This is a genomic window from Methanomethylovorans sp., assembly GCF_041305605.1.
GTDB lineage: Archaea > Halobacteriota > Methanosarcinia > Methanosarcinales > Methanosarcinaceae > Methanomethylovorans.
On record NZ_JBFYLB010000007.1, the window covers coordinates 1 to 24,722 of the forward strand.

The 24,722-nt window shown below is 42.6% G+C and carries 18 protein-coding genes, 3 tRNA genes and 1 pseudogene; 11 read left to right on the top strand and 11 right to left on the bottom strand.

All coding sequences use genetic code 11. The annotated features are described in order from the left end of the window. The 4 genes and pseudogenes from ACCM36_RS00375 to ACCM36_RS00390 form a co-directional block, all read left to right on the top strand. Positions 1-511, top strand: a pseudogene (locus ACCM36_RS00375) (hypothetical protein); the annotation flags it as partial. A gap of 4 nt (positions 512-515) precedes the next feature. Then, on the top strand, positions 516-2,687 hold the full coding sequence (locus tag ACCM36_RS00380; RefSeq protein ID WP_370571716.1) for a phage tail protein: 2,172 nt from the start codon (positions 516-518) through the stop codon (positions 2,685-2,687). Positions 2,688-2,732: 45 nt separating this feature from the next. Further along, positions 2,733-4,118 (top strand): hypothetical protein, encoded by a 1,386-nt coding sequence (locus ACCM36_RS00385; protein WP_370571717.1) that lies wholly within the window; start codon positions 2,733-2,735, stop codon positions 4,116-4,118. Positions 4,119-4,358: 240 nt separating this feature from the next. Continuing rightward, on the top strand, positions 4,359-6,089 hold the full coding sequence (locus ACCM36_RS00390) for a DUF4157 domain-containing protein (RefSeq protein WP_370571718.1): 1,731 nt from the start codon (positions 4,359-4,361) through the stop codon (positions 6,087-6,089). Between the two features lie 160 nt (positions 6,090-6,249). Here the strand turns inward: ACCM36_RS00390 and ACCM36_RS00395 are convergent. From ACCM36_RS00395 to ACCM36_RS00415, 5 genes are all read right to left on the bottom strand, one after another. Beyond that, a tRNA-Gly gene (locus ACCM36_RS00395) sits at positions 6,250-6,321 on the bottom strand. Between the two features lie 7 nt (positions 6,322-6,328). Then, positions 6,329-6,405, bottom strand: a tRNA-Phe gene (locus ACCM36_RS00400). A gap of 70 nt (positions 6,406-6,475) precedes the next feature. Next, positions 6,476-6,549 (bottom strand) — tRNA-Val (locus ACCM36_RS00405). Positions 6,550-6,719: 170 nt separating this feature from the next. Then, positions 6,720-6,875 carry a hypothetical protein gene (locus tag ACCM36_RS00410; protein WP_370571719.1) on the bottom strand — a complete coding sequence of 52 codons (156 nt, stop codon included), beginning with the start codon at positions 6,873-6,875 and terminating at the stop codon, positions 6,720-6,722. A 112-nt stretch (positions 6,876-6,987) separates the two neighbouring features. Further along, on the bottom strand, positions 6,988-7,428 hold the full coding sequence (locus ACCM36_RS00415) for a hypothetical protein (RefSeq protein ID WP_370571720.1): 441 nt from the start codon (positions 7,426-7,428) through the stop codon (positions 6,988-6,990). Positions 7,429-7,581: 153 nt separating this feature from the next. Here ACCM36_RS00415 and lonB point away from each other — a divergent pair, with 153 nt between their 5' ends. The 4 genes from lonB to ACCM36_RS00435 all read left to right on the top strand — a co-directional run bounded on the left by lonB (position 7,582) and on the right by ACCM36_RS00435 (position 16,096). Continuing rightward, positions 7,582-9,480, top strand: a complete 1,899-nt coding sequence (lonB, locus tag ACCM36_RS00420; RefSeq protein WP_370571721.1) for an ATP-dependent protease LonB — start codon at positions 7,582-7,584, stop codon at positions 9,478-9,480. Positions 9,481-9,507: 27 nt separating this feature from the next. Next, positions 9,508-10,839: a TldD/PmbA family protein gene (locus ACCM36_RS00425; RefSeq protein ID WP_370571733.1), complete on the top strand. Its 1,332-nt coding sequence runs from the start codon at positions 9,508-9,510 to the stop codon at positions 10,837-10,839. Then, entirely contained in the window at positions 10,840-12,150 is a 1,311-nt protein-coding gene (locus ACCM36_RS00430) for a TldD/PmbA family protein (RefSeq protein ID WP_370571722.1), read from the top strand. It begins immediately after the preceding gene. A 217-nt stretch (positions 12,151-12,367) separates the two neighbouring features. Then, positions 12,368-16,096, top strand: a complete 3,729-nt coding sequence (locus tag ACCM36_RS00435; protein WP_370571723.1) for a PAS domain S-box protein — start codon at positions 12,368-12,370, stop codon at positions 16,094-16,096. Here ACCM36_RS00435 and ACCM36_RS00440 read toward each other — a convergent pair. Continuing rightward, complete coding sequence (locus ACCM36_RS00440; RefSeq protein ID WP_370571724.1) at positions 16,080-17,303, bottom strand: MFS transporter; 1,224 nt, start codon at positions 17,301-17,303, stop codon at positions 16,080-16,082. The genes ACCM36_RS00435 and ACCM36_RS00440 overlap by 17 nt on opposite strands. A 76-nt stretch (positions 17,304-17,379) precedes the next feature. On the opposite strand from ACCM36_RS00440, the gene ACCM36_RS00445 reads away from it, so the two are divergent. Beyond that, positions 17,380-18,414 (top strand): radical SAM protein, encoded by a 1,035-nt coding sequence (locus ACCM36_RS00445; RefSeq protein ID WP_370571725.1) that lies wholly within the window; start codon positions 17,380-17,382, stop codon positions 18,412-18,414. A 2-nt stretch (positions 18,415-18,416) separates the two neighbouring features. Here ACCM36_RS00445 and ACCM36_RS00450 read toward each other — a convergent pair whose 3' ends face one another. The 5 genes from ACCM36_RS00450 to ACCM36_RS00470 all read right to left on the bottom strand — a co-directional run bounded on the left by ACCM36_RS00450 (position 18,417) and on the right by ACCM36_RS00470 (position 22,863). Continuing rightward, the gene (locus ACCM36_RS00450; RefSeq protein ID WP_370571726.1) at positions 18,417-18,776 is read right to left on the bottom strand and encodes a copper-binding protein; all 360 of its coding nucleotides are present in this window, start codon (positions 18,774-18,776) and stop codon (positions 18,417-18,419) included. A gap of 76 nt (positions 18,777-18,852) precedes the next feature. Beyond that, positions 18,853-20,538 (bottom strand): ATP-dependent DNA ligase, encoded by a 1,686-nt coding sequence (locus ACCM36_RS00455; RefSeq protein ID WP_370571727.1) that lies wholly within the window; start codon positions 20,536-20,538, stop codon positions 18,853-18,855. Positions 20,539-20,552: 14 nt separating this feature from the next. Further along, positions 20,553-21,548 (bottom strand): homoserine dehydrogenase, encoded by a 996-nt coding sequence (locus tag ACCM36_RS00460; protein ID WP_370571728.1) that lies wholly within the window; start codon positions 21,546-21,548, stop codon positions 20,553-20,555. 9 nt (positions 21,549-21,557) lie between these two features. Then, positions 21,558-22,064 (bottom strand): amino acid-binding protein, encoded by a 507-nt coding sequence (locus ACCM36_RS00465; protein ID WP_370571729.1) that lies wholly within the window; start codon positions 22,062-22,064, stop codon positions 21,558-21,560. Between the two features lie 61 nt (positions 22,065-22,125). After that, on the bottom strand, positions 22,126-22,863 hold the full coding sequence (locus tag ACCM36_RS00470; protein WP_370571730.1) for a hypothetical protein: 738 nt from the start codon (positions 22,861-22,863) through the stop codon (positions 22,126-22,128). A gap of 290 nt (positions 22,864-23,153) precedes the next feature. Between ACCM36_RS00470 and ACCM36_RS00475 the strand changes: the two genes are divergently transcribed. Further along, complete coding sequence (locus ACCM36_RS00475; protein WP_370571731.1) at positions 23,154-23,426, top strand: hypothetical protein; 273 nt, start codon at positions 23,154-23,156, stop codon at positions 23,424-23,426. Between the two features lie 115 nt (positions 23,427-23,541). After that, positions 23,542-24,722, top strand: a 1,181-nt coding sequence (locus ACCM36_RS00480; protein ID WP_370571732.1) for a hypothetical protein, incomplete at its 3' end; no start/stop codon positions are given.

Sequence of the window (24,722 nt, forward strand, 5' to 3'; positions counted from 1 at the left end):
CAAAGGGTCTGTGACAGTGGTGATAATTCCATATACTCCACTTGAGATCTTAAGAATCCCGCCAAAACCGTCGGAGGGATTTAAAAATGCGGTATGCCGTCATCTGGACAAACACCGCCTTCTTGGAACTGATATCCATGTGATCCCGCCTGATTATGTAAAGGTCGGTGTCAGTGTCACAGTTGTCCCTGTGGACAGTTTCCGTGATGACCGCCTTATTCTGGAAAAAGTCATCGAAAAGCTCAATGAGTTCCTGCATCCGATAAAAGGTGGAGAGGAGGGTAACGGCTGGCCCATTGGCAGAGATGTTTATGTTTCAGAACTGTACACTCTTATAGAACAGGTTGAGGGTGTGCACTGTGTCATAAAACTGTCTGTTTCCGGGGATATGGGTGCATCTAATGATGCCGATGGGAACCTCTTGCTAAATTCAAAGCGTGCATGTGTGTATTCCGGCAGCCACACGGTGAAGATCATCAGAGGAACGGACCTGTGCCGTAAGAGGGGGTGAGCGTATGCAGGAAGTCAATTACAAACTGATCTATACTAAAGAACTCCTCGACAGTTTCAAAGCTGATGCAGAGAACGTGGATCTGGAAAGTGGGGCTATACGATTAAACAGCGATCATGTCTACAAATTCGGGAAGGTTCTTCTGCAGGACAGCAGTTTAAACATAATCGATATTGCTATAGATGAGTGCGATATCTTTTATCTTGTAGATGAAAAACAGAATTTGATCTTCACATTTGATACACATAACGCTGTTGTAAAGCCGATCGGATGCTATCCGGGGATGCTTCCATTACAACTGAATATCCTTTCCGCGATCGGGGTAGACCGGGATACATTATACATTGCAGATTTCCTTTCAAGAAATGGTGTAGATAATGCCCGCCTGATCGCGCTTGCAAAGAGGGACTTCCAGATACGCTGGGTCCTTTACAAAGATTCGGATGGAAAGCCTTTAACCAAGGTCTTTGACATCGAATGTGATAACAAAGGGAATATCTTTTTTCTCGAAAATGAAACTGAAAACGAACCCGGAAGAATTTTGTGCATAAGTAAGGAAAGCGTTGATTATCCTGCTCCCCATTTAGTTTACTCTCCGGATCCCGGAACTCCAAAAACAAAGGGTTTTGCTGTAGATATGGAGAGCAATATATATGTCCTGTATGAAGACAAGTTGCATATCTTTTATGCAAAAACAGGAGAAAAAGAGATATCTATACAGCCCGAAGATCTTTCACCTTCAGGAATTGTAGTTGATGCCTGGAAGCAGATATTTATAGGTGAATTGGGAGAGGATGACGAATCTGAAGAGATTTCTTTAAAGACAATTCATAAATTGTCGGGCGAGATCTTTACTCCACTATGGTCATACAGAGGAGCAAGTCGGAAATTGATCAGTGATTCGAAGGGCAATCTGTATGTGATCAATGATAAAGGGGATCAACTGACATTTCTGTCCCGCCAAGAAGTAAATCTTCCAGACAAAGAAGGCGCTTTTAGAGGATTGTATGTCTCAAAGCCCATAGACAGCCAGATCCCTAATACTCGGTGGCACAGGTTGTTACTGGAAGGGGAATTCGAAAAAGGCACGCAGGTAGAGTTCCTGTATCATGCTTCTAATGAGAGGTTATCAGACAATGAGATCAAAGATCTCGATCCCGGTCTATGGCATAAGTGCGTCTCTGAAACCTCATCAATTCAGGGTGATAAGAAAAGGGATGCCCTTTTTCTTGCAGATGTCCAGGGACGCTATCTGTGGTTCAAGATAATTCTCTCTGGTAATGAAACACGTTCTCCGGTGGTCAGAACCATTACGGTGTTCTTCCCGAGGGTTTCATATCTTGATTATCTGCCAGCCATCTATCAGGAAGATCCTCTGAGCAAAGGTTTGCTTGAGCGTTTTCTTGCGATATTTGAAAGCATATTCTTTAACATCGATTTCACGATCGAGCACATCAGTCGCTATTTCGATGCTTATGGGACTCCGCCTGAATTTCTGTCATGGCTTGGTTCCTGGCTTGCTTTTGCTGTGGAGGAGGATTGGCCTGAAGATAAGAAGAGGCTTTTTATCAGTAAGGCAGTTTCCCTGTATAAAAAGAAAGGAACAAGGGAAGGTCTGGAAGAAAGCATTGAGCTCTTTACAGGTAAAAAGCCCTTTATTATTGAGGTTTTTAAGGGCAGGGATCCCTGTAAGGATGTTACTTCTGAAGACTGTAAGGAGAAGAACGTTCAGGAGAACAGGATATTTTTCCCTCCTAAAGAGACTATGATCAAGATATGCAATGATGAGAAAACTCTGAAGAAATCCGATAAAGATGGATCCGTAGAAGACGCTTATCATGAGATACCTTTGATCGACATCCTTTATGGAACAGAAAAGTTTGGCTTCTGTGTTATTTTTGAAGATGCAGATATGGATCCGGTCACAATTAGCCGTGTAAGGAGGATCATTGAAGAGCAGAAGCCGGCACACACCTGCTATGGCCTGAAAGTGCTTCAGCCGTGGTTCTATCTGGATATGCATACGTACCTGGGAGTTAACACCAAGCTTACTAAACCAGAATTTGTCCTTGGAGTTGCATCTGTTATAGGTAGAGATACCGTCCTGCATGATGAAGAGCAAGCCGGGCAGGTGGAAAGGCATGCACGCGTAGGAATTGACAGTATAATATCTTAAGATCTTGATAATTCATTGATGTGTGATATAAAGGAGAGTAGGAGTATGTCTAACAATATCGAAGAGAGTAAAGTTTGCCAACTTCATAAGTTCGAGAAAAATAAGTATTTTTACGGCAAGCTGATGACAGTCAGGGACTTTGAAACGGAACAGAGCTATTTCGATGAAAAGCGCCATCTTATAAACAGGTTATTTCACGGAGCCGGGCTTATCTGTGGCTTTGAACAGATCGAAATTAAAACAGCAGCAGATGGTAATCTCAATTTACTGTTTATAGACGGCGGAGTGGCTCTGGACTGCTGTGGACGTGAAATTGTAGTTCCTCCTAATACTGAAGAAAAAATATTAAATAGCAGTGGCAGCAGTGTTTCAGATATTACAGGCATTCCACACCTCTATTTGAAATACAAAGCCTGCTACGACGGATATGTCGCTTCGGCTTCAAATCCATCAAGCTGTGTGGAAAAATGCTGTCCGGGCAAAGTAGTTGAAGGCTTTGAGGTAATAGCTTCAGGAGAAGTTCCCGGATTGAAGGAACTTGAGTGTCGTTCGGAATCGGTCCTCCTCAAAGATGTGACTGTGTGGCTTGAAGACCTGGAAAAGGAGTACACAGCCTGTCCATTGTGTGCAGATAAAGAACGGGTTTTTATTGCGGCTGTGAACAGTGACCTTTCTGTTAATTTTACAGATACTGCAAAAAACAGAATCATTTTCACTCAGAAAGAACTCTATCATCTATTTAAGTGTCATATCCTTGATTTCAATAACCCTCATGCAGTCACTGCTATTCAGACAGGGGCGTTGGTTAGTATTGATGGAGTTAACAATCCCGGTGGAAACGTGGATCTTATTGCAGGTACAAATGTTTCAATAACTCCCAATCCTGCAACCCATGCTATCGAAATTGCTTCCACTGGTGGAGGAGAATCTGCAACAACTGTACGAAGTGTAGGTACCAGCCTTATAGTAGGTACTTCAGATAAATATGCTCGCGAAGACCATGTACATAATCTGGGAAACAGAGTTGTCGATTTCGGAAATCTTTCTGAAACGCTTCAGAGGCAGCTTGCATTCCTTTTTATGTATCTGAGAGAGAGGGCTTTAAAATGTACGGTTGGTAATTTTAAGGCCATTGCGAGACAATTCGATAATGATATTGCCTTTAAAATTGCACAGATGACAAAAGATGCAGTGGATAATAAAGTCTATCAAAAAGAGGAAGGCTTTATGGAATTCATGAAAGAGCTTCTGGAATTGATGAGAGCTTTTGCAGATAATATTCAAGGAAGGAGCACAGATGAAAGTTTCAGGAATTTCCTTAATGCACTGGAAGAGCTCAAAGAAGTATTTAGTTCAGAAGACAGCCTTCAGGTAGCTATCCAGCAGGATGAGGTCTGCTTCTACGTTGCGGAACTGGAGATCAGGGGATAAGTTCCGGAAAAAAGCGAATTCAGGTTACTGGATACAAAATAGTTTTAATGAATCCTCCTTTTATGTTTCCAGCATTATTTATGATTTATTACCTTACTTGAAGTTTTATACCCTCTCTATTTCCGGGGGGAAATTTTGTCTTTAAAAGGTTTGATCTTATTTGATTTTCGTTTCTTTGTATCTTTCAATATTAGCTTGCATATTTCATCATAAATTCAGGTATGAATCGGGGATGAAGTCATGGTTGAAAAAGCTGTAACTTACATCAAAAAACCAGAAATAGAGCAGAAATGTTCGAGTCTATGCAAACAAAAGACCAGTGTCGATTTTTCTGTTTCTCCTGCCGAAAGGATACTGCACCTTCAGCAGACAGCAGGTAATCAGGTAGTACAGAGACTGATCAAATCAGGAACTTTGCAGGCAAAACTCAGAATTGGTCAGCCCGCAGACATGTACGAACAGGAGGCTGACAGGGTAGCAGAGCAGGTGATGAGGATACCGGAACCAAAGGTACAGCGCAAGTGTACCAGGTGCAAGAAGGATGAAAAGGATGTTTTACAGGCAAAAAAGTTATCGAAACCGATGTCTGTAACTCAAGATCAAGATGTACCACCTATTATTTATGAAGTTTTACGCTCGCCTGGCCAGCCACTGGATTCGGCTACCCGTGCTTTTATGGAACCACGCTTTGGGCATGATTTCAGCAATGTACGGGTGCATAGCAAAGAGCAAGCTGCAGAGTCAGCAAAAGCAGTAAACGCGCATGCCTATACAGTTGGGCAAAACATTGTCTTCGCTGACAACAAGTACGCGCCAGGAACGGATGAAGGGAAAGAATTGCTTGCACACGAACTGACGCATGTAGTTCAGCAAACAGAATATTTGGACAAAGGCGATAACACACCACTGAGCTCCGTCGGGTACTTAGCAAGTCCCTCCATACAGAGAAAATGGCGATTCGATAGACTTACGTCTAATAATGCATCTGAAACAGCGTACAGTTCTGGAAATGCCTCAAAAAAGAGCCTTGCTATTCTAAATGCAGTGTATGGTCAGGTCAATACATGGCAGGAGCAGGGGTTTTGGCATCAGCAGGAGGGTGGGCGAGCTCAGGTATCGCACTGGGTAACACTATATTATATTTTCAAAAATGATGGTGCAGATGATGACTTTTTGTGGCTGGGTCCCCGGGGCCAGTACGGAGGCAACGCCAAAGCTGAGGATCTGGAATATGCAAGATCAGCGGCTGTAGTGTGGGGCAGGATTACTGAAAGGACTGCAGATAATCCGACGCCACCAAGCCAACCGCTGTTTCAGATAGGAGGAGGTGGGATATCAGCAGCTACTGTCGGCGATCTTGGATTGATCGAAGCTGAGATCCCTATCGGTGAAAATGGCTCTGTCAAGCTCACACTACCATTGACCAAAGTTGACGAAGGAGATTTTGCACCTTTTAGTGATTCAGAACACCTGACACATAGTGTACCTGCCACTGTGGATGAAGTGGATGTGATGCTGGGTGCGCGCATAGAAGCCGATGCTGAGATAGAAACTGCTTTTTTTGGTATAAGTCCATTGATATCTCAAAATGAAAATAATTCGCATGCTACTGGCAATTTCTGGCTGGACTGGGAAAGCCGTCCTGCACCTGGGAGTGGAACAAAAAAATCTGTGACCACTACAGTCTCACCTGGAATTGCCGGTGCCACCTATGCTTGTGCGATTTGCAAGTGTTCGGGTGACAAGGAATGCGGTGGTGGAAGAATCCATACGATCTGGATGGGTAAAACCGAATGTAACCGTGAGAATAAAGCAAAGGCTCAGCAACTATGTAATCATGACAGAACTTTCCTTGGTATCTGTGATCTAAACCAAAAAAGACCGGATGGGAAGAAATGTTCGGTACACCATCATGATTTTGCCTGCAGCGACCGTGAGACCGAAGACAGATGTACTAAGAGAAGGCAATAACCTTTTCTCTTTAAGTTATCAGTATGGATTTTGTGTCTGGCATAGAAACACATGACATCAAAAGATCATATACATGTGTGCTGAAACCCATGTTTTAGAAAAGAAAAACAAAAATCACTACTACTAAATTGTAAAATTAATTTTATATCTATACTTATAATACATCAGCCGGGATTCGAACCCGGGTTCTAGCGTTGGCAACGCCAGGTGATAACCGCTACACTACTGATGTGCATTTTTGGTGCCCAGACCCGGATTTGAACCGGGGACAACTGCCTCTTCAGGGCAGCGCTCTCCCAGACTGAGCTACCTGGGCCTTATGGGAGCCAGCATAGCACCTTAATGCTGTTTTCCGATTTAAACTTAACTGTTTTTCGTTTTGCTGATGGGCCCGCTGAGAGTCGAACTCAGGACCTCCGCCATGTCAAGGCGACGTCATAACCAACTAGACCACGAGCCCTTATCGGCACCACCCATACATTGTCATAGCAGATAAACCTTTTGTTCCACAAATTCTAAAAAGGCTATCTACCTGTTCAAAAGTGGATATCTTATATATAGTTCACCAGTTTTATCCTTGTAACATAGCAAAATTTGCAGCTCACCAGAAAAAGACATTGCTTTGCGAATTTAGTTTTGAAACAATCGTCCCCATTTTATCATAGCATAGAGTGCATTCCACGGGCAGGCCCGGCATACCCAACAGTCCGGGTCATTGAATACCTCACAGGTCTTCATTGTATTCTGCATGTTAAGACCGGATACATCTTTTTTGAACATTGCCATCTTTCGCCTCTTTGATAACGTCAATAGCTGCAGCAGTGGTAGTAGAAGTAGAAACAGAATACGATGGCGAGCTGCTGCAAAGCATGTGAATATTGATCTAATGAGAAAATAATCAATAAAATATATTTGATGTTGCTTTTGCATTAGATATCTGCTTGCTTGCACCGCTTGGGTAGACCAGTGTCAGCAAGTCGACGTCTGAGCCTAAGTTTCTGGAATCATGCAGGTAATACCCATCGCTTAAAAGTGACACATTGCCAATCCTGAGAATTGCATAGTCTTTACCGATCTCTGAAACAGTTACCTCGTCAAATTCATAGAACATGTTCCTTATATCTCCATCGAGATTATGGCTCCCCATCAATAATGTGTAAGCCTGTACAAATGTATCGAGCTCAAAGGAAATAGTAACTGTAGCATCAGTTCCACTGAATCTCATTGTCATCTGCTCGTAATGTATATACTGAGGATCTTCGGTTGCAGCAGTTGCCGGCAATGAAATAAAGATCATTGCAAACAGGAAAGCAATAAGTATATGAATAATGGGTCTCATTTTCTAAACGCTTCCTGCTTATCAACTTTAATATTCATATAGTTTTGCAATATAAAGGAATACATTTATTTTATATGTGCATCTATATGCAGGAACAAATGAAAAACAAGGAATAGTCAGGTTGACAACAGAAATCATAACTGTGAGCAAATCATGGGTACAGAGATGACTACTATTGATCAAAACGAACTTTATGATCTTGATTTCAACACCACGGACTCCATAGATGTCCCTAAGCTGTTGATCGACCAGATCATCGGGCAGGAACATGCTGTGACAGTGGTCAAGAAGGCGGCAAGCCAGCGCCGACATGTAATGATGATAGGGACTCCAGGTACCGGTAAATCATTGTTAGCAAAGGCTATGGCAGAACTTTTACCCAAAGAAGAACTGCAGGATATCCTTGCTTACCCTAACCCTGAGGACCAGAACAACCCTAAGATAAGGACCGTACCAGCCAGCAAGGGCAGAGAAATAGTCATGGCCCACAAAATGGAAGCCCAGAAAAAGGTCCAGTCCCGCAATATGCTGATGATGATACTGGTCTTTGGTATAATCATATATTCGTTCTATGTGGACCAACTATTATGGGGGATCATAGCAGCTATTATGATACTCTTGCTTACACGCCAGTTGCTGCCAAAAGAAGAGATGATGATACCCAAACTTATTGTAAATAATTACAACAAAGAGCATGCTCCATACATCGATGCAACAGGTACACATGCAGGAGCACTACTTGGGGACGTGCGCCACGATCCATTCCAGTCAGGAGGACTTGAAACGCCTGCACATGACAGGGTTGAGAGCGGAGATATACACAAATCACACAAAGGTGTTCTATTCATCGACGAGATCAATACTCTCAGCCTTGAATCACAGCAAAGCATGCTGACAGCGCTCCAGGAGAAAGAGTACGCTATCACCGGACAATCAGAACGCAGTTCCGGTGCCCTTGTAAAGACAGAGCCTGTACCATGTGATTTCATCATGGTAGCTGCAGGTAACCTCGATGCAGTGGAGAAAATGCATCCCGCCCTCAGATCAAGGATCAAGGGGTATGGCTATGAGATATTCATGCGTGACTCCATGGAGGATAATCTCGAGAACCGCAGGAATCTTGTGCGTTTCGTAGCCCAGGAGGTAATGCGCGATGGACATATACCTCCTTTTGACAGGTCGGCAGTTAATGAGGTGATCAGGGAAGCCAGGCGTAGAGCGGGAAGGAAAGGACACTTAACTCTGAAGTTAAGGGATCTGGGCGGTCTTGTGAGGGTAGCCGGAGATATTGCTCATGCTGAGAGCGCCCCGGTGACCACAGATAAACATGTGCTTGCCGCAAAGAAGATAGCCCGTTCCATTGAACAGCAATTGGCCGATAGTTATCTCGAAAGACGTAAAGACTACCAACTGTTCCAGAAAGGCGGTTCAGCCGTGGGCAGGGTCAATGGTCTTGCCGTAATGGGTGGAGATTCGGGAATCGTCTTGCCCATCATGGCCGAGGTGACGCCAGCTCAATCAAGTTCCGAAGGACGTGTGATAGCCACTGGTATGCTCAAGGATATAGCAAAGGAAGCTGTCCAGAACGTATCTGCTGTGATAAAGAACATCACTGGAAAGGATACAGCAAACCATGATATTCACATACAGTTCATAGGGACCTATGAAGGTGTGGAAGGTGACAGTGCATCCATCTCAATAGCTACTGCTGTGATCTCCGCTCTGGAGAACATACCCGTAGACCAGTCTGTGGCAATGACGGGTTCTCTCTCTGTGAGGGGAGATGTATTGCCCATCGGTGGTGCCACCTACAAGATAGAGGCTGCAGCTTTAGCAGGCATAAAGAAAGTAATAATCCCCAAATCCAATGAGGATGACGTGCTTATAGAAGAAGCCTATAAGGGTAAGATCGAGATAGTGCCGGTAACGAACATTATAGAAGTTATGGAGCACAGCCTTGTAGGAGTCGATAAAAAGAGAATAATGGAGAAGCTTATGAAACTGACAAGCCTTAAGCTCAATCTCGATATTCCTGAAGTGGTTCCCACATGAGAGGATATTGGTTTTAATATGACCCACATGAAAAATGTTGACTTTTACGACGTAAGAGTGGTTGATGCCACCACTACGTCCATAATTATTGACAATGGAAATATCGAAGAGATATCTGTGAACTATACACGGGGTGGAGGTATACGTGCTCTGTGCGGAGGTTCCTGGGGCTTTACTTCAGCTGATGGCTACTTCGATGAGAAAAAAGCACTAAATGCTGCCTCTGAGCTTGCCATTAGCATGAACTCCCGAAATCCCAAAGAAAAAGTGGACCTTACACCAATAGGAAAACCAACTCTAAAAGGCCTTCCTCGCATAAAGATAGATCCACGGGACATATCCATTGAAGAAAAAGTTGAACTGCTCAAGGAAATGAGCAAACGGGCAAAACTTGATGGGATCAGCAGTACAAGTGCTGTTTACTCTGAATCCGCAGTAAAGGTATGTTACACCAGCATTGACGGTCTGGATTGCGAGTATGAACTTATAAGGTCGGGATTTGCCGTCAGCGCAGTGGCCTCGGAGAATGGCATTTACCAGGCTGGAAGGGAAAGCAAGTTCGGTGTCAAAGGATACGAAATATTCGATGAAACGAATGCCCTTGAGCTTGCAACAAGTGCGGCGAACGAGGCACTTAAACTCATACATGCAAAGCCGGCAAAGGGAGGGAACATGCCGGTGATACTTGACCAGGAGCTGGCAGGAGTATTTGTACATGAGGCCGTAGGACATGCTTCCGAAGCTGATCTGGTGCTTGAAGGAAGTTCCGTTCTTGAGAACATGGTTGGGAAACAGATGGCTTCACCCCTTATCACTATAGTGGATGATCCTACACTTCATGAATATGGATACTTCCCATTCGATGACGAAGGAGCACAATCACAAAGAACCACGATTATAAAGGATGGCGTACTGCGCTCTTTCCTGCATTCCAGGGAAACTTCGGCAAAGATCGGAGGCGAACCCGGTCACAGCAGATGCCAGGGCTATTCCATGCCCATAGTGCGCATGAGCAACACGTATATTGATAATGGCAATTCCACTTTTGAAGAAATGCTTGAGGAAATAGGCAACGGCATGTATCTTATAGGATCCAGAGGTGGCCAGGTCAACACAGGTGAAGGCATATTCCAGTTCAATGCAGAAAAGGCATATCTCATAGAGAAAGGGGAGATCACGACCCTCATGAGAGATGTATCTCTGTCCGGAAAGACCCTTGAGATACTCAACAATGTGACACATGTGGGAAATGATCTGAAAATGAATTCCGGCAGGTGTGGAAAAGGTGGACAGCTGGTGCCTGTGAGCGACGGATCACCTCATATTTGCATCTCAAAGGCTGTTGTCGGAGGTGCCTGAATGTATGATATTGCAAGAAAAGCCCTTAGTGCTGCCCTGAAAGCCGGTGCTGATGAGGCTGAAGTTTACCTGGTCAAAAGTGAGGTGACCAGTATAGATATCCGCAAAGGTGTGATCGAGGGCTCCAAGGAGAACATAAACCAGGGAATGGGGATTCGTGCTGTAGTTAACGGTGCTGTTGGATTCGCAAGCACCAATATAGACACTCGAATGGAAGACGCTGCCAGGACTGCAGTTTCTTCAGCCAGGATAAGAGGTAGTGATCCGGCATGGAGGTCATTCCCAACGGATGGAAAGTATCCTGAAATAAAGGGTACATTTGATCCCCGGATCAAAGATATGGAACTTGATGAATGCATAGAGCTTTCCACAAATATGTTGGAGGGAGCATCATCTTTACCTGAAGTGCTTGTAACTGCAGGATCGTTTTCCCGTGTGGCAAGCCGACGTTTGATTTTAAATAGTAATGGCATAGAGGTAGAGGACCGCGGGACTGCAATAAGCGGATTCGTAGATGTTATAACTGGTCAGGAAGAGCCAACTACAGCCTATGAGTACGATATGTCCAGGAAAATGGACATTGATTTCTTCAATTTGGGAAAGGCTGCTTCTGAGCTTGCATCCATGTCAAGACAAGGTATTTCCATCGAACCACATCGTACAGAAGTTATTATGCATCCCTTTGCAGTTGCTGACCTTTTGACAGGTATCTTTTCTTCTGCCATTGATGCAGATAATGTCCAAAAAGGCAGGTCCAGCCTCATTGGCCGTAAAGGAGAAATGATAGCCAGTGAGAAGCTCTCTATAATCGACGATGGACTGCTTGAAGCTGGTCTTGAGACAGCCATGGCAGATGACGAAGGTGTTCCTTCTCAAACGACCCCTGTAATAGAGAAGGGCATTTTCAAGTCTTACCTCTATGATACCTATACTGCAGGTAAGGAAGGTGTACGCAGTACAGGCAATGCCTCAAGGCATTCATATTCTTCTCCTCCTTCAGTAGGGATCCGTAACTTCATAATTGAATGTGATCAGAGTAATGTGATCGGAGATACAGATAAGGGAATTTATATTAACACTGTCATTGGAGCACATACGGCTAATTACATTTCAGGGGACTTTTCCGTAGAAGCAAGGAATGCTTTTACCATTGAGAAAGGGGAACTTGTAAAACCCATAAAATCACTTATGCTATCAGGAAATGTCTTTGATATTCTTAAGAATATAAATGGTGCAGGCAAGGATGTAAGGCAAGTAGGTGGAACAGTTACACCCTCACTGCGGATAGCCGATATGAGTGTAGTTGGTTGAACTTGATTTAAGCCAGCTATTCAATCTTTTTTATGTTCTATATAATATGTGCTGTCATAAGCCTAATATAGAATACATGTGATAAGTTGAATATTATATAATTTTGTAGATGAAAGATTTACCAAAGCTGCAGATAATCATATTAATTATTTGCATTGCCACTGATTTCTATTAAAAGCAAAGGGAATATTCAATTTAAAAGCATGGATCTGGTTTAATGGATTTTCGTGTACTAGCAGATAATTCTACCGATGCAGTGAGCATATTTGACGGATGTATGAAATGTTTGTATGTGAACCCGGCTATGGAAAACGCCACGGGGATACCTGCACAAGATCTCATTGGCAAAAAATTGCACGAAACCAGAATTTCAAAAGGTGCATGCACTTACCTTGAAGAGAATATACAGCAAACATTCAGTACGGGTAAGGATACTGAACATAAGATCCAGATGGAACTTTCCGATGAAAAGGGTTCAAAAATCTGGTTGTGGCGCTTGATTCCGGAAAAAAGTGCTGATAGAAAGATATTAACAGTTTTCGTGGTTGGAAAGGATATAACAGAGAAGAAGCAACCGATAAATGCTAATTCTCTTACTGCCAATAGATTTTATACTCTTTTTGAGAACACAGTAGACATTCTCTTTGAAACCGACAGCAATGGAACAATAACATACATCAGTCACCACGTACGAAAATATGGCTTTAGGGAAGAAAACTTAATTTCCACCAACATCCTGGAAATTGTCGTTCCTGAAGACAGGGAACATGCAGCCAGAGAATACCTTAAAGTCCAGCAGCATGGAAAGATAGCTCCTGTGATCATCAGGATCAAAGATAAAAAAGGAAAGATTTGTTGGTTCGAATCCAGATGTTCAAGACAAAAAGATGCAGATGGAGCATTTCTGGGTATTTCAGGCATCCTGAAGGACATAACAGAACAAAAAACCACTGAAGAGAGATTACTGAAGATCAATCAATGTTTACTGGAATTTACTGCTAATCCGATAGAGAATGTCAATCGTTTGACTGCAACATCTGCAGAACTTCTGGGAGCAAATTCTGTTTACTATGAACGTATTGAAGAAAACGATTTTTCTAATCAGAAGAAAACAGAAAATGATAGAAATGGAAAAAATGAAGGGCCTTATCTTTTCACAAATGAAAGATCTCCGATCCATATCGTAAAGACAATAAAAATGGGAAAAGAACACATAGGTTCGCTTTATCTTTATTTCCCCAATGATCACTCGCTTTCGATGGGAGAAGAATGGGTACTGAATACTATAACTACAGCAATAGCTTCTGAGGAAAAAAGAAGGATCGCATTGGAATCATTGATGAAATCCGAGAGCAAATATAAGATAATCTTTGAAAACTCACCTATTGGCATTTTTTATATGGATCCGACAGGTAAAATCATTCATTGTAATGATGAATTGGTAAGGATAACAGGTAGTCCTAAAAAATTCATTGAAGGATTAAATATTAAGAACGTACTCATGCGCAATCCAGCAACTGTCAAAGCATTGGAAAGTATTTTTCATGGAGTTCCTCTAAAATATGAAGGGGACTATATATCCCTCTATTCCAGAAAAATAACACCCATAGAAGCTTTTTTAAGTCGGCATATCACCGAAGATGGCAAGATACTGGGTGGTATCTGCACTGTGCAGGACATCAGTGAACGCAAGGAGAAAGAACAGGTGATCAGCATCCTTGAAGCTGTTAGCCAAGCTGCAAGCAAATTCTTACAGATTGGCTTATCTTTAGAGAACTTCAATGAAATTCTGGAAAAGCTTGGAAAAGCCACTGATGTCAGCAGAATATATGTTTTCCAGAATGAGGTCAGTGAAGATGGCACTTTTTTGATGAAACAGAAATATGAATGGGTAGCTCAAGGTATTGCACCTCAGATAGATAACCCGGTCTTACAAGGTTTACCATATAGGGATGTTGCACCACGCTGGGAAAAAGTGATGAAAAGACGTTATCATATAGCAGGTATTATCAAAGATTTCCCGGATGAAGAGCGCGAAATACTAGGAGGACAGGGAATACTTTCCCTCGCAGCTGTGCCAATATATGTTGGGAAAGAATGGTGGGGATTCATTGGCTTTGATGACTGTAAACGTGAAAGAGACTGGTCGATGGTGGAAATGGATGCCCTGTGGGCAGCAGCTGACACCATGGGTGCTGCCATTCTCAGACAGCAAAATGAGTCAGAGATAAGAAATAGTCAGAAACGATTACAGACAATACTGGAAGCTGTCCAGACCGGTGTCATGATAATTGACGCACAATCACATACCATAGCCGATGTAAATCCAGTAGCTATACAACTTATAGGAAGGAAAAAAGAAGAAATAATCGGGAGATTTTGTTATGATTTTATATGCCCGACGGAAAAAGGAAAATGTCCACTTACAGACCTGAATAAAGTGATGGATTCTTCCGAATGTATTCTCCTGGCAGCAGAGGATGAAAAGATTCCCATCCTAAAAAATGCAGTATATATAGAACTGGAAGGTAAGCAGCATATAGTGGAAAGTTTTTTTGATATCTCTCATATCAAAGAAGCTGAAAAGGCGCTTAGAGAAAGCGAAGAAAGATACAGGGACCTTTTTGAGAACTCAAGTGACCTTATACAAAGTATAAGGGCTGACGGATCATTTATCTATGTAAACCGTGCATGGCGTGAAACTCTGGGGTATAATGAGGAAGAAGTAACACATTTGACACTGAATGATGTACTTCATCCTTCAACTAAAAGTCATTGTATGGAAAAACTGAAGCGTATAATAGGACATGATAAACCTGGGACCATAGAAACCATCTTCCTCACAAAAGATGGTAGAGAAGTTGTATTAGAAGGCAACATGAACTGCAAATATAATAATGGTGATGTAGTTGCCTGCAGGTGCATGCTCAGGGATATAACTGAGCGGAAAAAAGCAGAGGAAGAAATCAGGAAAAGTGAAGAGAAATTCAAAACACTATTCATGAACGCTAATGATGCCATTTACATCTATGATGATATCGGAGGAAAGATCAAGGAAGTCAATGACGTTACTTCCGAGATGCTGGGGTATAGCAGAGAAGAATTGCTAAATATGTCTCCCAGAGATTTCAATTCCCAGGAATATGCTGCACTGCTGTCGGAAAGATTAAAGGAACTTAAGAGAAAAGGAAAAGCAATTTTTGAAACGATCTATGTAGGTCGTATTGGAAAACAAATTCCTGTAGAGATTAGCAGTAAAATAATAGACTACAAAGGAAAAAAAGCCATCCTTACGATTGCAAGGGATATCACTGAAAGAAAGGTGGCAGAGGAATCTCAGAAGAAAGAACTGCTTCTTAAGGAGATCCATCATAGGGTTAAGAATAATCTACAGGTTATCGCCAGCCTGTTAAATCTGCAATCGCGGAACTTCCAGGATAAAGATATCAGGCAGGCTTTTGCTGAAAGCCAGAACAGGGTACGCTCCATGGCTATAGCACATGAGAAATTATATATGTCAAAGGACCTGGAAAATATCAATGCCAGAGACTACATCAATAATCTGGCCAGCTATCTGCTGCATTCCTACAGAATAGGCACGGGAAAGGTTGGGCTTGAGATCGATGTTGATGACATACATCTGAATATCGATAAGACCATACCCCTGGGCCTTATAATTAACGAACTCATTACAAATTCTCTAAAATATGCTTTTATCCCTGGAGATGAAGGTGCGGTAAGTTTATCTTTCAAAAACGATGGCAACTTACTTGTGCTTACTATTAGTGATAACGGCAAAGGCATACCTGAAAATATCGACATATTTAACACAGATTCTCTGGGTATGCAACTGGTCATCACCTTGATAGAACAGTTGAAGGGGAAGTTAGAGCTTGATAGAAATACAGGGTCCAGATTTACCATCACTTTCAGTCAGGACGGCTAACGCTAACATTAGTATCAGGTTCAGAAACCTGACGCATGACTATGATCAGTGAAAAAGCCATCATGATAGCACAGACATAAAAAGGCATCGTGAAAGATACATAGCCTCCAAGGAACCCTCCTATGAGAGGACCAAAAGCTGTACCTGCTGCCTGTGCACTGGTAATGAAGCTGACCCTTGAACTTATAGATGTACCTCCTGCAAGGTCAACTGCAAGAGCCATGACAGGGGTTTCCACTGAGGCCATGCAAAGTCCCTGCAAGGCACGCAGCACTATAAGTTCTTCAACTCTTGTAACATATCCTAACCCCAGAACGATCGGTATATTAAGAAATAAACCATAGAGTATCAGTTTTTTGCGTCCGTACCTGTCCGAAAGCACACCCATGGGAGTTTGTAGTATCACTCTGGAGATTACATAGGCGGATACTGCGATACTTAGTGAGAGTTCCGAGGCCTGCAGACGGACCTCGTATTCCGGAAGAAAGGCGAATATGATCATGATCCCGACCATTATAATGAACATTGCAAAGGCCAGGGAATAGAACTGTGCTGATCTGCCATTATTCTGGCTTGTTGTTGTTGTTGTTTGTTTTTCATGCCCGTTATGTGTCTCACCTACAAAGAACTGCACAAGAAGCAAACTTATCAAACCCAGAAGAGCACATAAATAAAAGCCTGCAGTGAACCCATAATAAGTGGTTACAATGCCACCCACAAGTGCACCCATGCCATAACCGAATCCTCTCATGCTCGAATATATGCCAATAGCTCTGCCTCTGTTGCCAGAAGTTGAAAAATGTGTTACCATTGCAACGATAGCTGGCACTGTAGCACCTACAGTTATACCCTGTATTGCCCTTAGAAGAACTACATGTTCGAACACAGAAACATGAGAATAAAGCACTGAGGCCACCATAAAACCGGCAAGTCCGAATATAACAAAAGGCTTCCTTTTATTCAGCCTGTCTGATAATCTGCCTGAGAAGGGTTGGGAAAATGCATTGAGAAGACCAAAGACAGTTGTTACGATACCTGCTTTCACAATATCAGGAATTTCAGGAGCAAAGATGCTATGGGTCTGCACTATATAGAGAGGTATGAGAAAAGCAAGTATCCCTGTACCCAGGTCCTTGAAGAACTTGGAAATGGAAAGGATATAAAGCTTAGGATCAAGCCTTTCTTCAACATGATCAGTTTTCACCATCAAATGCCCTCTCCATAAAATTTCTATCTCATATAGGACCACAAGCTATTCAATTCTTCCTGCACAAGGAAATCATATGAAAGAACCTGTTTTCCTGCGCAGGTATCAGCAGGTTGAGAAGAACGAATTGCCTGCAAGGTACAGAATAACCAGTTTAGTACCTGTGTCTTTCAAAAAAGAGGCGTCTTTTGAGGATTTATGGGACCTGCACCAGATTAAAATGCAGGATTACCGAAAGCTGCTGGCATCGATAGATGCTAATGGATACGATCCTGATCTTAGTATTTCGAAGTCTTCTCTTCTTGACCTGAAGGTTGCAATTATACAAAAGATGCTTGAAAATTGCTGTTTCTGTGAAAGAAGATGTGGTATCAACAGAAAAGAGAATCAGAAGGGATACTGTCGGGTAGGAGCTGTTTCAGGATATGCATCTGAATTCCTGCACACCGGCGAAGAAACTGAACTTGTGCCTTCTCATACGATATTTTTCACTGGCTGTGTTTTTTCATGTATTTACTGCCAGAATTGGGATATAGCTACCCACCCGGAAACAGGTAAGATCGCTGACCCTCTGGAACTTGCGAAATTGATAAAAAAACGCCGCATGCAGGGAGCAAGGAATGTGAACTTTGTCACCCCTACTCCACATCCGCATGCGATACTAAGAGTTATCAGAAATTTGTCAATTAACGTACCTGTGATATGGAACTCTAACATGTACCATTCAAGGGAAGTAGCAGAGTTGCTGGAAGGTGTCGTAGATGTTTATCTCGCAGACCTGAGATATGGAAATGACAAATGTGCTGAGAAATATTCAAAAGTAAATAATTATATTCAGATAGTCACTGAAAATCTGATCCGGGCATATTCGGATGCAGAAATACTCCTGCGCCATCTGGTATTACCCGGACATCTGGATTGTTGTACCAAGCCTGCAGTAGAATGGGTAGCCCACCACATTCCTCATGTCCGGTTCAACCATATGTTCCAGTATACGCCTCATTATCTTGCTTACAAATATCCCGAGATGAACAGGCTGCTTACCAGACAGGAAATGGAAAAAGCTGTGGAGATAGTGATTTCCTCGGGTCTTGAGGACGTGTTGCTATAGCTTTATTCCACCACTATTATACCGCTTTTAGTATACGGATGTGTAGCAAGATAGACGTTGTATGTCCGACTCTCATGGAAAGTGTAGGTAAAGGTCATGCCTTTGGTCAGAGTGGGAGACTGAAATGAACTGCTTTTGACAATGAATGCCACTGAATCATTATTTGTCCACCTCACCGTATCTCCCCGGGAAATGGTCAGTGATTGAGGATGGAAGGCATAATCATCGATATAAATTTCTATGTATTTTATATCGTCAGCAGATGTATTAGTATTAGCACCCGGCACATTATCTTTATTCGTACATCCTGAAAGTACAAGAACAGCTATCAGCAATATGGCTACAAAAATCTTATTTTTCATGGTACCGGGTTATGATCCAATAGATATAATACTTTTTGAAGCAAAAAAGTACTGATGTTGAATGCTTGCCAGCTCCTCATTTACGCTGGGTTCTGTACATATCCTCAAGACGTTCCAGCGTGTCAACCTCTTCAAGAGACTTGTCGTCCCTCACACGCACAAGTCTTGGAAAACGCAAGGCATATCCGGATTCATAATTTGTGCTCTTCTGTATCTCTTCAAAAGCCACTTCAAAGAGTACATGAGGTCTGATCTCTACAATAGTACCTGATTCTGATATAATATGTTCCTTGAAAAGTTCTGTCAGTTCCGCCAGTTGTTCATCCGATATTCCGGTAGCCACTTTACCCACCGGCAGGAATCTGCCTGTCTCAGGATCATGGCAGGCAAGCGCATACGAACCAAGAAAACTTGTTCTTCTGCCATAGCCCCATTCAGCTCCTATTACCACGAGGTCCAGGGTTTCCATCACTGGCTTTTTCTTAAGCCAGTTCTTTCCCCTTTTACCTGGTGAATAAGGTGATTCGGGGTTCTTTATCATGATACCTTCATGACCTGCCCGCAGTGCCTGCTCATACATACTGTTTATCTGTGAGAGATCCGATGTGATCAGTTGGCTATCCACCCTTATAAGATCACTGTTCTCTACACAGGAAACAAGTAATTCCCGTCGCTTTTGCAGTGGAAGCTCTATCAGGCTTTCGCCATTGAGGTACATGATGTCAAAGAGATTAAGATTTAGAGGTATATGCCGTACCTTATTCTGAACATCATATTTACGTCTGAAACGCTTGAGTATTTCCTGGAACGGCTTCGGTCTTCCGTCTTCGTCAATGGCCACGGCCTCGCCATCAAGTATTGCAGAATCAGCCTTAATAGCCTTTTTCACTGCAGATACGATGTCAGGTAGTGAGTCTGTGATGTTCTCAAGACGGCGGGAATAAAGGGTAACCTCATCACCCTTTTTATGTATCTGCACCCTTGCACCATCGAATTTCCATTCCGCTGCAACAACACCCAGATCCTTGATAGCCGTCTCAATGTCCGGGGTTACTTGAGCAAGCATCAGTTTTATGGGCCTGCCTACCTGCAGCCCTAAGTTCAAAAGAGCCTCAGCACCACCTTTCTTTGCAGTGACAGCCACAAGCCCTATGTCGTTGGTGAGCATGTAACCTCTCTCTACGGATGCCACAGGCACATCAAAAGCCTTTGCAATGGCATCCCTAACAATGCCTTCGCCGACCCCTATTCTCATGTCCTCTATGGCAAGCCTGGCGATATAACCAACTTCTTCAGCAGATGCCGAATTAAAAAGATATTGCAGATGCTTTATCCTGGATGTCTGGGATCCCTTGCCTGTTGCACGGGATATGTCCTTAAATCTTTCAAAGACTTCCATTATGCTCAATTCCACAGGGGAGTCTAAAAAAGAGGAAAATGTAGCCTGTCCCTTAGATACTTTGCCCAGAGCTTTCACTGTGGTCTTACCTATATCCCCCGTTTCCCTTACTATATCCTCTATTTTCTTAACCGACAGGCCTGATGATTTGGAAATGGCATTGAGTAGAAGTCCTGTGCCCAGACCGACTTCTTCATCGCTCCAGGCAGGAAAAACCTCGCCCATGACAAAATGAGTGACCACCGGCAATTCTTCGCTGGTCACAAGAGAGAACAATTCTGAAACAAGAGCCGTCATATCCAGAGATCCGGCTGTCTCTTCAATGACCTTACATATCCTGCAGAAATCCTTGAAACTTGTCATTACGATCAGCTTGCTTAATCCTTGTAAATGGAAACTATATCGCTGAGGATGGCACTTGCTGTTTCGATGGACCCGGCACCCCTGCCCACAACTATAACGGGTCCGGCAAGATCGGTTTGCAGTGAAGCTACATTCAGGGTCCCCCCCACCGCAAGTGGATGGCCCATAGGTACCAGTCGCGGAGCTACCTGGATCCTTTTCTTATTGACCTCTCCAATAAGCTTTATAACATAACCATCGGTCTCGGCCAGCATCAAAGCTTCAGGGGTGATGCGGGAGATACCGGTAACATGCACATCTTTGTATGTGACATCCATTGAGAATATGGCATTTGCAAGGATTACAAGCTTGCATGCTGCATCTATGCCTTCTACATCATAGGCCGGATCCTTTTCCGCTATACCCAGTTCCTGTGCCTCTGCAAGCATCAGCTCATAGGTTGCATGCTCTTCCATCATGCGAGTGAGAATATAATTGCAGGTACCATTGAATATGCCTTCTATACTGATGACATCATTACCTGCCAGTGTATCCCTTACAAGATTAAGTAAAGGCATTGCACCCCCAACAGTGGCCTCGAACCTGAAAGCACAATCCGATCTTGAAGCCAGTGCTGCAAGTTCCCTGTATTTTAAGGCAAGAGGACCTTTGTTGGATGTTACAACATGCCTCTTTTTACTGAAAGCTGTAAGCATATTCTGCAAACCCACACCACCCGTGTCGATATTCGTAGGAGTTGTCTCTATGACCAGATCATGTTCTATGTCACGGATGATATCATGGCCTGTGAGATTTGCATCGCCTACGATCCCTTCTGATGCCTTGCGCTCAAGGATCATGGCAAGGTCCACACCCGCCATGTCAATAATAGAGGTTTTTGAATCGGCAACTGCCACGATCTTAATATCAAGACCCATTGATCTTAACTCTTCTTTTTTACGGAGCAACACCCGTGCCACTCCCTGGCCAACAGAACCAAACCCAATTATAGATGCCTTTATTGTTTTCATACTATAACCTCACAGGATCTCGCTCTCAATGGGCTCTATTAACACGAGGTCTTTCTTATTAGCAATAGACCTGAGCAATGATATGGCATCCCGTAATTCTTTCTTTCCCACTGCATCAAGCTTGAAAGAGGCAGAAGATGATTTGTTTATACTGGGCATAGAAAGGTGCAGTTCAACTACTTCCGCATATCCGGTCTTGTCAATCGTATCGATGGTGTCTTCCAGGTCCGTATGAACTATATGACCGATAAGTACAACTGTTCCTCTTTCGAGATATTTTTCCTCATTGACCCGGATGACTCCCACGCCAAGCTCTTCCAACTTTGTGATCAGCGGAGTTATGCTCAAGGACTCCGTCTCGAATACCACCTGTACAGGAATGGTGCCACGGGGAGTTCTTTTCTCATGATGATGTACCACAGAGACAAGGTTACCCTTAAGCTCAGATATTGGCTTTAATGCATGCACCAGTTGTCCGGGGGCATCCTGTAATTCTATATCCATAGAAACTCGCATGTGCTGCCTCGTTTTATTTGAAATGATGATTTATATTGAAAAGCATAGGTACTTAACGCAATTATATATTTTGGTGATCCTTTTCCTTGAGCACTATGATGTTCCCTCTACCTTTTTTGAATTTTTCGATGATGCCCCTGTTCTCAAGATCGGATACCATGAGACTTACTTTTGCCTCTGAATAACTGATTTTGCTGCGAAGGTCCCTTTGAGTAATACGTCCCCCATTAATTTTTATTATGTCAACTACCTGCTGAAGGTCCTGAGGCAGCGATAAACCGTTATAATTCTCATTTTCTGGATCTGAGTAGCTATATTCACATAAACTGGTTTCGAGATCAGCATTCTGGGACCTTTGTCTCTTTTTCAATACTAAGAGTACGATTACGGCAGCAATGAGCAAAGAGCCTGCTACTGTTAGAAAAATAATACTTTTTGATCCGTTCTTATCCTGAAGGAGAGATTCATCATCAAGCAATGTCGTGACCTCCGTGAGGTCAGTGTTGTTTAAATTACCATCAGGATAAGACGGCAGAAGCAGCATATCAAGTATGTAGTCTCCCTCATCTGTAATATTAAGTTTCTCTTCTGCATATGATACTAATTCTCCATTTTCGTAATAACTTGCTTTGAGGATGTAGATCCCCATCGGCAGATCGAAGGAGTAGAGACCATATTTGGCTACTTGGGACTGTGGAGGTGTGGAGTTAACTTCAACAATTGTATTCTCCAGAAGCTTAAAGGTCTCCCAATCATATATTGCACCGTGGACAGTCGCCACCTCCGCAGCCTCTGCCATTGGGAAGAAAAACAAACATAAGACAGCAAGTATCAACAAATGATATACTCTAGTATTAGTTTTTTTGGAAGACACAATTTTATATTAACTGACAAGATATGTAAATCTTTTCCATCGCCTGTCATCTGAGCATTTATGAAGTTTATTCAAGTAAAATAAAGCAGATTTATCCTTAGAAAACGCTTCACATGAAGAAAGCATGATCATAAAGTAAAGTATGTATTTATTTGAATTTGCCAATGTGGTGCTTGACGAAAAACGTCTGATCAAAACTAAAGGAGAAATTTAAAATGAAAAGTCTACGAACAATTGCTTATGTTTCCGTTGCACTCCTTATTGTGAGCATCCTGGCGATTGGAGCAGTATCTGCAAAGGCCGGAGAGGGCGGAAATGGAGGAAAGATGGCGAATGGAAATGGAGATTGTATTAGAGCCTGTGATGAGGACTGTCTCAATGCTGGCGTTTGCCTTAATGATGGAGAATGCCCCTATGATGGCGAGTGTGTAAATGCAGGAGATTGCACACCTAACAAGTATCTTTATGATTATGGAAATAATAAATAATCTTTAAAGAAGATGCTTAATTGGTTCTGTAGGGATCTCTATATTAGTAGATTTCTACGGAATCACTAAACTCAGTCAATAAATATATCTATGGGGGGAGATAAAAACGAGCTATATGAAATTAATTAGTTATATTACTATAATATTGATATTAACAAGCGTTTTCTCTGCCGGTGTCCTTGCAGCAAATTCAGAAGACAGCAAAAGGGATGCCTCAATTCAAGGTGACGATGAAAAAAACCAAGAAAAAGAGCAAAATCAGATCTCAGTAACTGGTAATGGCAATGCTGACGAGAACGGAGACACTGCAAGCCAGGATAAACAAGAGAAAAACCAGGAAGAAGAACAGAATAGTGTAAGTGGTAACGATAATACTGATGACAATGGAAATGCAGCAACCCAGGATAACCAGGAAAAGAATCAGGAAGAAGAACAGAATAGTGTAAATGGTAACGATAATGCTGATGACAATGGAGATGCAGCAACCCAGGATAACCAGGAACAAAATCAGGAAGAGGAACAGAATAGCATATCTATAAGTGGCATTGCTGCTGCAAATAATAAAGGGGATGCTTCAAGCCAAGGCAACACAGAAAAGAACCAAGAAGAAGAACAGAATAGTGTAAATGGTAATGATAATGCAGGTAGTGGAGATTCTGCAAGCCAAAATAATGAAGAAAAGAACCAAGAAAGAGAACAGAACAGTGTTTCTTCAAGTGGCAGCAATAATAATGATGTTAACGGGGCCACTATAAGATCGGGAGAATCAAACAAAGGGTATTTTGCTGCGAAGCAAAGACTGCAGCAGATCAATTCCAACATAAATAGTGGTAAGATCAACGCCTCTTCAAAGGAAGTATTTGAAGTAAGACAGGAATACCTGCTTGAAACCATTAATTATACCTTATCCAATTTAGAGAGTCTGAAAGAAAAAACTCATGCATCCCAAAGAGAAGATGCAGATGTTGTTATTGCTGAGATAGACGAATATATTTTCGAACTTGATGCTGAAAAGGATTCTGTGAAGAATGCCACTACAACCCGGGAGCTTGCCAAGTCTGCCAGGAATATTCGCGATATATGGAAAGATGCAGTAAAAGATGCCTACAGAACAAGAACAGAATTTATAGATGATAAGATAGGAAATTATCTGAATAGATCCGTGTCTCTTTCAGAACGTCTTTCTAAGGAGATAGAAACACTCCAGCAGCAAGGTGAAGATACTGCAGAGCTTGAAGAACTGCTCAAGGAATACAATGATCTTATAGAACAAGCCCGGCAGAATAGAGAACGTGC